Annotated in this window: 12 protein-coding genes; 4 read left to right on the forward strand and 8 right to left on the reverse strand. The window is 59.6% G+C overall.

All coding sequences use genetic code 11. The features are described from left to right. Positions 1-353: 353 nt before the first annotated feature. Positions 354-791, reverse strand: coding sequence for a hypothetical protein (locus DW49_RS0114440; protein ID WP_005614152.1), 438 nt, complete (start codon positions 789-791; stop codon positions 354-356). 189 nt (positions 792-980) lie between these two features. Here DW49_RS0114440 and DW49_RS0114445 point away from each other — a divergent pair, with 189 nt between their 5' ends. The 4 genes from DW49_RS0114445 (at position 981) to estP (ending at position 4386) form a co-directional block, all read left to right on the forward strand. Continuing rightward, positions 981-1592 (forward strand): LexA family protein, encoded by a 612-nt coding sequence (locus DW49_RS0114445; RefSeq protein WP_003377329.1) that lies wholly within the window; start codon positions 981-983, stop codon positions 1590-1592. A 152-nt stretch (positions 1593-1744) separates the two neighbouring features. Further along, positions 1745-1993, forward strand: a complete 249-nt coding sequence (locus tag DW49_RS0114450; RefSeq protein ID WP_003377328.1) for a DUF1654 domain-containing protein — start codon at positions 1745-1747, stop codon at positions 1991-1993. 121 nt (positions 1994-2114) lie between these two features. After that, positions 2115-2357 carry a pyocin activator PrtN family protein gene (locus DW49_RS0114455; protein WP_003377326.1) on the forward strand — a complete coding sequence of 81 codons (243 nt, stop codon included), beginning with the start codon at positions 2115-2117 and terminating at the stop codon, positions 2355-2357. Positions 2358-2463: 106 nt separating this feature from the next. Continuing rightward, positions 2464-4386, forward strand: coding sequence for an esterase EstP (gene estP, locus DW49_RS0114460; protein WP_005614150.1), 1923 nt, complete (start codon positions 2464-2466; stop codon positions 4384-4386). A 166-nt stretch (positions 4387-4552) separates the two neighbouring features. On the opposite strand, the gene trpE is transcribed toward estP, so the two are convergent. The 7 genes from trpE to DW49_RS0114495 form a co-directional block, all read right to left on the reverse strand. Beyond that, entirely contained in the window at positions 4553-6034 is a 1482-nt protein-coding gene (gene trpE / locus DW49_RS0114465) for an anthranilate synthase component I (protein WP_005614149.1), read from the reverse strand. A gap of 69 nt (positions 6035-6103) precedes the next feature. Then, positions 6104-6922 (reverse strand): phosphoglycolate phosphatase, encoded by an 819-nt coding sequence (locus tag DW49_RS0114470; protein WP_005614148.1) that lies wholly within the window; start codon positions 6920-6922, stop codon positions 6104-6106. After that, complete coding sequence (gene rpe / locus DW49_RS0114475) at positions 6919-7593, reverse strand: ribulose-phosphate 3-epimerase (protein ID WP_024421300.1); 675 nt, start codon at positions 7591-7593, stop codon at positions 6919-6921. Before rpe ends, DW49_RS0114470 begins: the two co-directional genes overlap by 4 nt. A gap of 141 nt (positions 7594-7734) precedes the next feature. Beyond that, on the reverse strand, positions 7735-8556 hold the full coding sequence (locus DW49_RS0114480) for an ABC transporter permease (protein ID WP_003377317.1): 822 nt from the start codon (positions 8554-8556) through the stop codon (positions 7735-7737). A gap of 11 nt (positions 8557-8567) precedes the next feature. Beyond that, complete coding sequence (locus DW49_RS0114485) at positions 8568-9815, reverse strand: ABC transporter permease (protein WP_005614147.1); 1248 nt, start codon at positions 9813-9815, stop codon at positions 8568-8570. 77 nt (positions 9816-9892) lie between these two features. Next, a complete protein-coding gene (locus tag DW49_RS0114490; protein ID WP_005614146.1) occupies positions 9893-10927 on the reverse strand; it encodes a polyamine ABC transporter substrate-binding protein in 1035 nt (344 codons plus the stop codon). Positions 10928-11009: 82 nt separating this feature from the next. Continuing rightward, a complete protein-coding gene (locus tag DW49_RS0114495; protein WP_005614145.1) occupies positions 11010-12134 on the reverse strand; it encodes an ABC transporter ATP-binding protein in 1125 nt (374 codons plus the stop codon). Between the last annotated feature and the right edge of the window lie 104 nt (positions 12135-12238).

Consider the following 12238-nt stretch of genomic DNA (forward strand, 5'->3'; position numbering starts at 1 on the left):
AAACTCAAGAGAAACTATGAAAGCGTCATAGCAATGGCCTGCGCTTTTCTGTGGCTACCAATGTGAAACGGGAACAGACCCTAGGCCTCCATGTGCCTGGCCCAATGAAAAACCCCGCCGAAGCGGGGTTTGGGGTGGGTTCGATTGGTCGGTTGGCGCTGCTGAACAGCCTGCGTTCGGCTGCAGCCCTGAGGCGCAAATCGCATATCGTGGGACATTTTTACCCCCCTCCGGAAAGCCTGGGAAGGGGCAGTTTCGGGGTGGGTCGAGTTTGACCGGAGTTCAACACGAGTTCGACCACAGCTGTGCAATCGACCCGGATAAACGGTGCCGGGCACCGTGTTCATGAGCACTTATCCGGCCTTGCTCGCGGTGGCTTTATTGCTTCTGGAAGCACTGCGCTCGGCAAGAATGGCCAGCACTTGCTGGTGAAGCTTGTTGATCCAGTTGCGATAGGTGCGGTCTGCGCCTTCATTGATGCCCACCAGACGCATCTGCTCGCGCACCGGCAACGACTCGACATAACGCAACGTCGCCAGTTGAGCCAATTCAGGCCCACGGCCTTTCGCAGGGCTGCGGGCCATTTGCGCAATGGCCGCTTCCACTTCGCTGCTTATATAGTCCATGCCGCTGCCATTGCCGATCAGCGCCCGCGAACCCGGTGTACGACGCGGAATGTAAGCGCCCCATTCCATGATCACGGCCATCGGACTGCTCAACCCACCGCCCAGACCTACCCGCATGCGCTGCTCGCCCCAATGCTGCATTACCGCTTCCACTTTCTCGATCATCGTGTGTCTCCTGTCAGACCTTTCTGAAAATGCCGTGCGACTCTTGCGATCGCACCGCTCAAGGCCGAACAATACATTATGTATATTTTCAGCACAACGACGCTTTACATTATGTATATTGATCCACACCCTACAGCCTGTATGATTCGACGCATGAACAGAAAATGGTATGAAGTCGCAAGACAGGTCATGGAAACCCAGGAAATCAGCCAGGAAGAAATGGCTGAGCGCATGGGCGTTACACCCGGCGCGGTGGGGCATTGGCTGAACGGCAAACGTGAACCGAAGATCGAGGTCATCAATCGATTGCTGGGCGAGCTGGGCCTGCCAATCCTCGCGACCTCGATCCCGTCGAGCGAGCCGGGCATGCACAACGTGGCGCCTACGGTGCAGCCTTCGCGTTTCTATCGATACCCGGTAATCAGCTGGGTCGAGGCCGGCGGCTGGAGCGAGGCGGTCGAGCCCTACCCTGCCGGTTATTCCGACACCTTCGAGATCAGCGACTATAAAGCCAAGGGCCGCGCCTTCTGGCTGGTGGTGCGTGGCGACTCGATGACTGCGCCCGCAGGCCAGAGCATTCCTGAAGGCATGCTGATCCTGGTCGACACCGGTATCGAGCCCACGGCCGGCAAGCTGGTGATCGCCAAACTCCCGGAAAGCAACGAGGCCACCTTCAAAAAACTGGTCGAAGACGCCGGGCGCTATTTTCTCAAGCCGCTGAATCCGGCTTATCCGACCCTCCCGGTGACCGAGGACTGCAAGCTGATCGGCGTCATCAGGCAAATGACGATGCGCTTGTGATGCCCGCCACATCTGCCCAAGCCCCGACCATCGGGGCTTTTTTATGCGTCCTGTCTGAGCAAAGATCCACATACCGGTAGGAAACATTTGTCGCTTGCGTGAGAAACACCCCTCAATTACTGTATGCACACACAGTAAAAAGGAGTTAACGCATGCTCAATCAGTCCCCCGGCAATTCGCAACACGACGCTTACCTCGCTCTGGCACAGCGTATTCAGGACGCCATCGCCAGCGACAAGGCGCAGATCGAGCATCAAGTGCTGCTGATCAGAGAGCCTGGCGAATCCGCTGCCCATTGGGAGCACATCGTGGATCAGATCAGCGAAGCCGAGGGCATCGTCGTGACCCGCAGCCCTGAAAATGGCACCGCGCACGTGTCCTGGTACATCGACTCCCTGTAAAGCAAACAAGACAAATTGTATTTAAAATACAAACTGTATTGTAACGCAGCCCTACATATCGTATTGTTTGTCTGCACCTCATCTCGGGAGTGCCTACATGCAAACCACAGGGAGTCATGGAATGAACGAAATACTCGATCAACTTCGCAAAGAATTCGCCACGCCGTGCCCTTCGTTGAGCGCCGTCAGAGAGCGATATTTTTCGCACCTGTCGAATGATCGCAATCTGCTGCGCAAGATCAACGCAGGCCGTATCGCCTTGAAAGTCAGCCGCACAGGCGGCACTCGCCAGGGCCACCCGTTCGTCTATTTGCACGATCTGGCCAATTACCTGAGCGACATCGTGACCAGCAGGGCCGCATGAGTTCAAAAAAGCGCCGCAGCCGAGCAAAAAGTCTCGGCTGACCTTTGCAGTCATGACAAATCTTGGTACGTTTCCGCTACAAAATAACAACAATCAGGACTATTTCATGACCAAGACATCAAGGCGCTGGCCCTTCGCGGCCTGTCTGCTATCGCTGGCCTGTGGCACTGCCACTGCGGGGCCCTATTCGACCATGGTGGTGTTCGGCGACAGCCTGGCAGATGCCGGACAGTTCCCGGACACCGCTGGCCCCAGAGGCTCTACGTTGCGCTTTACCAATCGGGTCGGCCCGACGTATCAGGATGGCAGCGGTGAAGTGTTCAACCTGAACTCATCGACGCTGATCGGCAGAATGCTCAATGTCTCGGCGGGCGATCTGGCAGCCTCCACCTCCCCCGTCAACGCCGCGCTGGGTCTGGCGGATGGCAACAATTGGGCTGTCGGCGGTTACCGAACGGACCAGATCCTTGATTCGATCAACTCGCAATCCACTGTGGTCGATCCGAACTCAGGCACGCTGTTGCGCAGCCGGACCGGATATTTGCCCGCCAACAGCTTTCGCGCCGATCCCAATGCGCTGTATTACCTGACCGGCGGCGGCAACGACTTTCTGCAAGGTCGCGTGTTGAGCGCCAGCAGCGCGGGACAAGCCGCCAACCGCCTGGCTGACAGTGCACTGGCACTGCAACAGGCCGGGGCGCGCTACATCATGGTCTGGCTGTTACCCGACATCGGCCAGACGCCAGCCTTGAGCGGTACGCCTCTGGCGTCAGCGACCTCAGCCCTCAGCGCCGTGTTCAATCAGCAACTGATCAGCCGCCTGGCGCAGATAGATGCACAGGTCATTCCGCTCAACGTGCCACTGCTTATATCTGAAACGCTGGCGGCTCCGGCACGCTTCGGTTTCGACCCCAACGAGAATCTGGTCGCCACGTGCTTCAGTGGCGACAGTTGCAGAGAAAGTGCAGCCAACGGTCGGTCCAGCGCGACGCCTGATCCGAGCCGGGTGTTTTTCAATGACCGCGTCCACCCTACCGAAGCCGGACAGCGACTGCTGGCCGACTACGCCTATTCGCTGCTCTCGGCCCCCTGGGAAATCAGCCTGCTGCCGGAAATGGCCAATGGCACGCTGCGCATGCATCAGGACGAACTGCGCGCGCAATGGCTCAGCGACTGGGGCAACTGGCAGGGCGTCGGCCAATGGCAGAGCATTATTGCGGCGGGTGGTCAGAAAATGGACTTCGACGCGCAGGACAGCTCGGCCGATGCTGACGGCCGGGGCTACAACCTGACCATTGGCGGCAGCTACCGTTTTGCCGAACACTGGCGCACGGGCGTCGTTGCGGGTGCTTATCGACAAAACCTTGAGGCCGGTGCCAGAGACTCGGACTACAAACTCAACAGCTATATCGCTACGGCCTTTCTGCAATATCAGGCCAACCACTGGTGGGGTGACCTTGCGATGTCAGGCGGCAAGCTGGATTACGAAAACGCCGAGCGCAAGTTCGCGCTGGGCGTGAGCGAAGGTCAGGAAAAAGGCGACACCGACGGCAAGATGTGGGCCGTCAGCGGGCGCGTCGGTTTTGATATCGCAGGGGCTGCCAGTCGCTGGCACCTGTCGCCTTTCGTCAGCGCCGACTACGCGCATATCGATGTGGATGGCTACTCGGAAAAAGGCAACCGCTCGACTGCGCTGACGTTCAGTGATCAGACGCGCAAGTCGCGTCGTGCAGGCGTTGGTTTGCAGGGCAAATTCGAGGTGACGCCCGCCACGCAACTGTGGGCAGAAGTGGCACGGGAGCGGGAGTTCGAGACCGATCAGCAGGACGTGACCATGGCCCTCAACAGCGTGCAGTCCGTCGACTTCACACTCGAAGGCTACACCCCGCAACGCGACCTGAACCGGGCGACTTTCGGCGTCAGCCAGAAACTCACCCAAGACTTGACGCTGCGCGGCAACTACAACTGGCGCAAGAACGACGACGTGACTCAGCAAGGGGTCAATGTGGCGTTGAGTATGAGTTTCTAGATAGAAGCGGCGCAGGTTTGTGACTTGTGGGAGTGAGCTTGCTCACGAAAGCAATAGCCCAAACACCCTATTTCCGGGGCTGTGCCTGCCTCTTCGCGAGCAAGCTCCCACAAGACTTACGTATAACGTTCTGCGTCCGCTATGGGACGCAGGGCATCCAACCCGCTCAGTCCTCGGCAGTCTGCGAGGCCAGGGCCACGGCGCGGAACATGGCGCGGCGTTTGTTGAGGGTTTCTTCCCACTCCAGTGCTGGCACCGAGTCAGCGACGATACCGCCGCCAGCCTGCACGTGCAGCTCACCGTTCTTGATCACCGCCGTCCGAATCGCGATGGCGGTGTCCATGTTGCCGTTCCATGCCATGTAGCCCACCGCCCCGCCGTAGACGCCACGCTTGACCGGCTCCAGTTCGTCGATGATTTCCATGGCGCGAATTTTCGGCGCACCGGACAAGGTGCCTGCCGGCAAAATCGCGCGCAGTGCATCCATCGCCGTCAGGCCGTTTTTCAGCTCGCCGGTGACGTTGGAAACGATGTGCATCACGTTGGAATAACGCTCGATAACCATCTTCTCGGTGAGCTTGACCGTACCGATCTCGGACACCCGCCCGACGTCATTGCGACCCAGGTCAATCAGCATCAAGTGCTCGGCGATCTCCTTGTGATCGGACAGCAGATCCTCTTCAAGCGCACGATCCGCTTCTTCAGTGGCCCCGCGCGGACGCGTACCGGCGATTGGCCGAACCGTGATCAGGTTGTCCTCGACGCGCACCAGCACTTCCGGCGAACTACCGACAACGTGGAAGTCGCCGAAGTTGAAGAAGTACATGTAAGGCGTCGGGTTGAAACAGCGCAGCGCACGGTACAGGTCGATGGGCGCGGCAGCAAAATCAATGGACATACGTTGCGATGGCACGACCTGCATCACGTCGCCCGCCAGGATGTACTGCTTGATTGTGTCGACTGCGGCTTCGTAATCATTTTGCGTGAAGCTTGAGCGAAACACCGGGTCGGCAGCCGGAGGCCGGTCCAGATCCAGGCCACGACGCGGTGTGATCGGCTGACGCAGCTTGTGCATCAGCTCATCAAGCAGTGCAGCGCCACTTTCGTAAGCGTCCTGCTGCGCCGGATCGGCCAATACGATGGCGTGCATCTTGCCCGCCAGATTGTCGAATACCACCACGGCATCGGACACCATCAACAGGATATCCGGTACGCCCAGCGGATCAGGGTTTGGGCAGTTGGCCAGACGCTTCTCGACGTAACGTACGCAGTCATAACCGAAGTAACCGACCAGCCCGCCATTGAAACGCGGCAGACCGGCGATGGTCGGCACGTTGTAACGCGCCTTGAAGGTCTCGACGAAGTCCAGCGGGTCTTCTACATCCAGACTTTCGATCTCGACGCCATCGTGGGTCACGCTGACGTGATGGCCATGTACGCGCATCACGGTGCGGCAGGGCAGGCCGATGATCGAATAACGCCCCCATTTCTCGCCGCCCTGCACCGACTCCAGCAAGTAGGAGTTCGGCTGATCGGCAAGCTTGAGGTAGATCGACAGCGGCGTGTCGAAGTCAGCCAGGGTTTCGCGGGCAAGCGGGATGCGGTTGTAGCCATCAGCAGCCAAACGCAGGAATTCTTCACGGTTCATGAGCAACCTCGTGGTTTGAGGGTAAACGGTCAGGTAGGCAAACGTGCCGGCAGGCCGGCCAGAATCAAGTCAGGCGCGCCAACGCCAGCGGGCCAGGGCCTTGATGACTTTCATCCAGAGTTTGCGAGTGACCACCACGATGGATTCTCTTGAGGAGGGACGTTTGATGTCGGGCAACAGTATCTCAGCGTCCAGATCCAGGCAACCGGGAATCAGCCTGCGCAGATCATCTATTACCATCGCCGGATTTTCCTCGGCAATCGGCCTGCCGTGGTTGTAGCCATAACTCAGCGCAACGCAGGCCACACCGGCAGCCTTGGCGGCCTGCACGTCACTGCGCGAGTCACCGACAAACAGCGATTGCGAGGCCGGAACACCGGCCATTTTCATCACGAAAAACAGCGCGGCAGGGTCAGGCTTTTTCTGCGGCATGGTGTCGCCACCGATGATCCAGCGAAAAAAGCGGCCCAGCTTCATTTCATCGAGCAGCGGCGCAACGAAGCGTTCCGGCTTGTTGGTGATGAGGGCCATTTCGACACCCATCTTCTGCAGCCACTTGAGGGTTTCACGCACGCCGGGGTAGACCACGGTGAACTCGTGCTTTTCAGCGTAGGCGCGCATGAAAATGTCCAGCCCCTGCTCGGCAAGGGCTTCATCGACACCGCTGTGGTCGAGGTTGTTGGCCAGCGCACGACGCACCAGCACCGGCGCACCGTTGCCGACCCAGGCGCGGACCGATTCCAGCCCGGCTGCCGGCCGGCCGAGTTCAGCCAGCATGGTGTCCACGGCGACGGCAAGATCGGGGACCGAGTCCACCAGCGTGCCGTCCAGATCGAACATGATCAGCTTGGGCAGCTTGCCGGCAAACAATTGCTCGAAGCCGCTCATGCGCGGGATAACGCCAGTTCTGCGCGCATCTTCTCGATCACTTCACGGTAGTCCGGGGCGTTGAAAATGGCCGAGCCGGCGACGAAGGTGTCAGCCCCAGCGGCGGCGATTTCGCGGATATTGTTGACGTTGACGCCACCGTCGATTTCCAGACGGATATCACGGCCCGAGGCATCAATCAGCGCCCGCGCTTCGCGCAGCTTGTTGAGTGTACCGGGGATGAACTTCTGCCCGCCAAAGCCTGGGTTGACGCTCATGAGCAGGATCATGTCGACCTTGTCCATCACGTATTCCAGCAGGTTCAGGGGCGTGGCCGGGTTAAACACCAGACCCGCCTTGCAGCCGCCCTCACGGATCAACTGCAACGAGCGATCGATGTGCTGGGTTGCTTCGGGGTGGAAGGTGATGTACGTGGCACCGGCCTCAATGAAATCGCCAATAATGCGATCCACCGGGCTGACCATCAGGTGCACATCAATCGGGGCAGTCACGCCGTACTTGCGCAGTGCGCTGCACACCATCGGACCGATGGTCAGGTTCGGGACGTAATGGTTGTCCATCACGTCGAAGTGAACGAAGTCGGTGCCGCTGGACAGCACGTTGTCGACTTCCTCGCCCAGGCGGGCGAAGTCCGCGGAAAGAATCGATGGGGCAATAACGAAGGGCTGCATGACGCACCTGTTTGAGCAGAATCACGGTGGTGCGCATTGTACGCCAAGCTTCGCCTGGAGCGTTAAGGGGCAAGCTTCAAGCTTCAAGCATTTGATCTGCTTGTGCTTGTAGCTTGCCGCTTGAAACTTGCAGCTCTCAGCTCACTGAGCCGTTCTGAGTTTCTCGCTACGCCCTCTCAGCCATTCCAGCACCAGCAGTAACAGCACCGAGAAGCCGATCAGTAGCGTTGCGGCCGCTGCGATGGTCGGGCTGAGGTTTTCGCGGATGCCGCTGAACATCTGCCGAGGCAAGGTTGCCTGTTCCGGGCCGGCGAGAAACAGCGTCACGACCACTTCGTCGAACGACGTCGCAAACGCGAACAGCGCGCCGGATATCACTCCCGGCGCAATCAGCGGCAGGGTCACACGGCGGAACGCGGTCAGCGGCGATGCGCCCAGGCTTGCCGCAGCGCGCACCAGGTTGTGATTGAAGCCCTGCAAGGTCGCCGACACGGTAATGATCACGAACGGCACACCCAGCACGGCATGGACCAGAATCAGCGAGGTGTAGCTGTTACCCAGGCCCAGTGGCGCGAAGAACAGGTAACTGGCCACGCCGACGATCACTACCGGCACCACCATCGGCGAAATCACCAGCGCCATGACCAGCGCCTTGCCGGGGAAGTTGCCACGGGTCAGGCCGATCGCCGCCAGCGTGCCGAAGCCCATTGCCAACAGGGTCGCGGCCGGGGCGACGATCATGCTGTTCTTCAGTGCGCGCATCCACTCGGCGGAATTGAAGAAGTCCTGATACCACTGCAACGAAAAGCCTTGCAGCGGATAAACCAGAAAGCTCCCCGAATTGAACGACAACGGCACGATGACCAGCACCGGCAGCACGAGAAAGAGCAGGATCAGCGCGCAGAGGATGCGCAACGCGTAATACCAGATGCGCTCGATCGGCGATGTGTAGGAATTCAACATGGTGACGCTCCTCAGCTCAGTCGCAGGCGGCTGGCGCCGACCAGCCAGCTATAAATCAGGTACAGCACGATGGTCGCCAACAGCAGCAGCCCGCCGAGCGCCGTTGCCATGCCCCAGTTGATGCTGGTGTTGGTATAGAACGCGACAAAATAGCTGACCATCTGGTCGTTCGGGCTGCCCAGCAACGCCGGGGTGATGTAGTAGCCGATTGACAGAATGAACACCAGCAGACAGCCCGCCCCGATGCCGGCGTAGGTCTGCGGGAAGTACACGCGCCAGAAGCTGGCGAACGGGTGGCAGCCCAGCGAAATGGCGGCGCGCATGTAGGTCGGGGAGATGTTCTTCATCACGCTGTAGATCGGCAGAATCATGAACGGCAGCATGATATGCACCATCGAGATGTACACACCGACCCGGTTGAAGACCAGCTCCAGCGGCTTGTCGATGATGCCCATCGCCAGCAGCGCACTGTTGATCAGGCCGCTCGACTGCAACAGCACGATCCAGGCGGCGACACGTACCAGAATCGAGGTCCAGAACGGCAGCAGCACCAGAATCATCAGCAGGTTGCTCTGCCGTGCCGGCAGGTTGGCCAACAGGTAAGCCAGTGGATACGCCAGCACCAGGCAGACAGCGGTGATCACCAGGCCCATCCAGAAGGTGCGGGCGAAGATATCCAGGTAAATCGCCTGATCCGGCGTTGCAGGGGCAACTTCCCCCAGGTCATCGACGCGATGGTCAACCGCCGCCAACAGGTAATACGGTGTGACACTGCTGGTGTTGCGGCGCACCGCCTGCCAGTAAGCCGGGTCGCCCCAGCGTTCATCCAGCGCTTCGAGCGCTTCTTTATAAGAGGCCGGCTCGGTCTTGAACGGCAGCGCGCGAGCGGTCTTGCTCAGCAGGCTGCGATAACCGGCCAGTTCCATGTTCAAACGCTTGGACAGGTCGCCCAGCGTGGAATTCTTGCGCGTTTCAGCCAGGTCCAGGCTTAACGCCTTATAGACCGACTCGGGCGGCAGCCCTTTACCGTCCCATTTCTGCACTTCGACCACGGTGGTCGGCAGCGCGGTAACAACTTCGGGGTTGCCGACGCTCTTGTAGAGCAGCGCGGCGATGGGCACCAGAAACACCAACAGCAGGAAAATCACCAACGGCGCGATCAATGCCTGAGCCTTCCAGCGGTTGACCCGCTCGGCACGAGCGAGACGTTGCTTCAAGGTAGGGCTGGCGCCTTCAGTCAAGGGCACGGCGATGGCCATAGTGAACTCCGAAATCTTTCAACAAGGGGGCGCTCCCCTACACAGGGAGCGCCCGGATCTGACTCAACGCAAACGGCTTACTTGGCAGCCCAGGCAGTGAAACGCTGCTCCAGGGATTCGCCATTGTCGGTCCAGAACGCCACATCCATCTGCACCTGATCCTTGATGTTTTCAGGCGTGGTCGGCATGTTCTGCAGCGTTTCCTTGTCCAGCAGCTTGACCGCCTGGGTGTTGGCCGGGCCGTAGGCGATGTTCTGCGAGTAGGTCTTCTGTTGCTCGGGGCTCAGCATGAAGGCGATGAATTTCTTCGCCGCATCGGCGTTTTTCGAGCCCTTTGGAATTGCCCAGGCATCGAAGTCATACACGCCGCCGGTCCAGACCACTTTCAGGTTGCTTTCTTTCTGCACGGCAGCGATCCGGCCGTTGTAGGCCGAGCTCATCACCACGTCACCGGAAGCGAGGTACTGCGGCGGCTGTGCGCCGGCTTCCCACCACTGGATGTTTGGCTTGAGTTCATCGAGCTTCTTGAACGCGCGGTCCTGACCCTCTTTGCTGGCCAGCACTTTGTAGACGTCTTTCGGCGCAACGCCGTCGGCCATCAACGCGAATTCCAGGGTGTACTTGGCGCCTTTGCGCAGGCCGCGCTTGCCAGGGAATTTCTTGGTGTCCCAGAAATCGACCCAGCCGCTTGGCGCGCTGGCAACCTTGTCGGCGTTGTAGGCCAGCACGGTGGACCAGACGAAGAAGCCCGCACCGCAGGTGGTGATGGCGCCAGGCACGAAGTCAGCGGCATTGCCGAGCAGTTTCGGGTCCAGCTCTTCGAACATGTCTTCATCGCAGCCGCGAGCCAGCTCTGGCGATTCAACTTCTACCAGATCCCAGGAAACGCTCTTGGTGTCGACCATGGTTTTGACCTTGGCCATTTCACCGTTGTACTCACCGGCAATGATCTTGCCGTTGCCGGCCTTTTCCCACGGCGCATAGAACGCTTTTTCCTGAGCGGCCTTGTTGGCACCGCCGAAGGAAATGACGGTCAGGTCGGTGGCGGCCATGGCTTGCGCGGCGCACATCAGGCCCAACGTGATGGCGGTGAACTTCAAAGACTTCAACATAGATTCTTTTCTCCACGAGCAGTGTTGGTAAGCGATTGGGATGGGCGATCAATTCGCCTCTGTTGTTGCTTTTATGTATAGATCAACGCTCTTGCTGCAGGGGATCGAGCGCACGTACGTGCTCGACTTGCCAACCGATGGGTACAACGTCACCCACGCTCAGCGTCGGGTCCAGTTCGGCAATCGGCTGCTTGACGAAGAAGTCGGTCTTACCGGCAACTTCCAGACGCACACGGACGTGGTCGCCGAGGTAAATGAACTCGGCCACTCGGCCGGAGAAACGGTTCACACAGCTTTCGCTGCGGCCATTTAGGTTGATGCGTTCGGGGCGAATGGACAGCGTCACCGGGCCGCCCGGCTGACCGACGTTGACCGCCAGCGCGTGCACTTTCTCGCCGCGCTCCAGCTCGACCACACAGCGGTCGCCGTCCTGGCTGACCAAGCGTCCGTTGAGCCGATTGTTCTCGCCGATGAAGTTGGCCACGAAGGTGTTCTTTGGCTCTTCATACAGGCTGCGTGGCGGCGCGATCTGCTGGATCTCACCCTGATGGAAGACGGCGACCCGGTCGGACATGGTCAGGGCTTCGCCCTGGTCGTGGGTCACGTAGACCACGGTCACACCCAGGCGCTGGTGCAGGTGTTTGATCTCCATCTGCATGTGTTCGCGCAGTTGTTTGTCGAGCGCGCCGAGCGGCTCATCCATCAGCACCAGTTGTGGCTCGAAGACCAACGCGCGCGCCAGCGCTACACGTTGCTGCTGGCCACCGGACAACTGCGCCGGGTAACGGTGCGCGAAGGTGTCGAGCTGGACCATGCCCAGCGCCTTTTTGACTTTCTCGCCGACGTCGGTTTTGCTCATGCCACGCACCGACAGCGGGAACGCGAGGTTCTCGGCAACCGTCATGTGCGGGAACAAAGCGTAGTTCTGGAACACCATGCCGATGTCACGCTTGTGCGGCGGCACGTTGTTGATGGCGCGACCACCGAGCAGGATTTCGCCAGCGGTCGGTGTTTCGAAGCCGGCCAGCATCATCAGGCTGGTGGTCTTGCCGGAGCCGGAAGGCCCGAGCAGGGTGAGGAATTCGCCTTTGCGAATGTCCAGGTTGAGGTCTTTGACGATCAGTGCTTCGCCGTCGTAGCTCTTCTGCACACCACGAAAGCTGACCAGAACATCACTCGCTCCAGCGCTTGTATCGACGTCGCTCATTACCCACACCCTTGTTTTGTCTGCGTGGGCTCAAGACTAGAGCAGCGTGATTGCCCCGCAAATCGGGGGCCGGGAGAGAATGGCCTAGGCGGGCTGGAAGGCTG

The organism is Pseudomonas avellanae BPIC 631, from assembly GCF_000444135.1.
GTDB lineage: Bacteria > Pseudomonadota > Gammaproteobacteria > Pseudomonadales > Pseudomonadaceae > Aquipseudomonas > Aquipseudomonas avellanae.

Bases quoted from the DNA above. Each gene is read 5' to 3' on its own strand.
- DW49_RS0114495 (WP_005614145.1), bottom strand. From the start codon at position 12,134: ATGAGCGACGTCGATACAAGCGCTGGAGCGAGTGATGTTCTGGTCAGC.
- DW49_RS0114455 (WP_003377326.1), top strand. From the start codon at position 2,115: ATGAACGAAATACTCGATCAACTTCGCAAAGAATTCGCCACGCCGTGC.
- DW49_RS0114440 (WP_005614152.1), bottom strand. From the start codon at position 791: ATGATCGAGAAAGTGGAAGCGGTAATGCAGCATTGGGGCGAGCAGCGC.
- DW49_RS0114485 (WP_005614147.1), bottom strand. From the start codon at position 9,815: ATGGCCATCGCCGTGCCCTTGACTGAAGGCGCCAGCCCTACCTTGAAG.
- DW49_RS0114470 (WP_005614148.1), bottom strand. From the start codon at position 6,922: ATGAGCGGCTTCGAGCAATTGTTTGCCGGCAAGCTGCCCAAGCTGATC.
- DW49_RS0114445 (WP_003377329.1), top strand. From the start codon at position 981: ATGGAAACCCAGGAAATCAGCCAGGAAGAAATGGCTGAGCGCATGGGC.
- DW49_RS0114480 (WP_003377317.1), bottom strand. From the start codon at position 8,556: ATGTTGAATTCCTACACATCGCCGATCGAGCGCATCTGGTATTACGCG.
- DW49_RS0114490 (WP_005614146.1), bottom strand. From the start codon at position 10,927: ATGTTGAAGTCTTTGAAGTTCACCGCCATCACGTTGGGCCTGATGTGC.
- trpE (WP_005614149.1), bottom strand. From the start codon at position 6,034: ATGAACCGTGAAGAATTCCTGCGTTTGGCTGCTGATGGCTACAACCGC.
- DW49_RS0114450 (WP_003377328.1), top strand. From the start codon at position 1,745: ATGCTCAATCAGTCCCCCGGCAATTCGCAACACGACGCTTACCTCGCT.
- rpe (WP_024421300.1), bottom strand. From the start codon at position 7,593: ATGCAGCCCTTCGTTATTGCCCCATCGATTCTTTCCGCGGACTTCGCC.
- estP (WP_005614150.1), top strand. From the start codon at position 2,464: ATGACCAAGACATCAAGGCGCTGGCCCTTCGCGGCCTGTCTGCTATCG.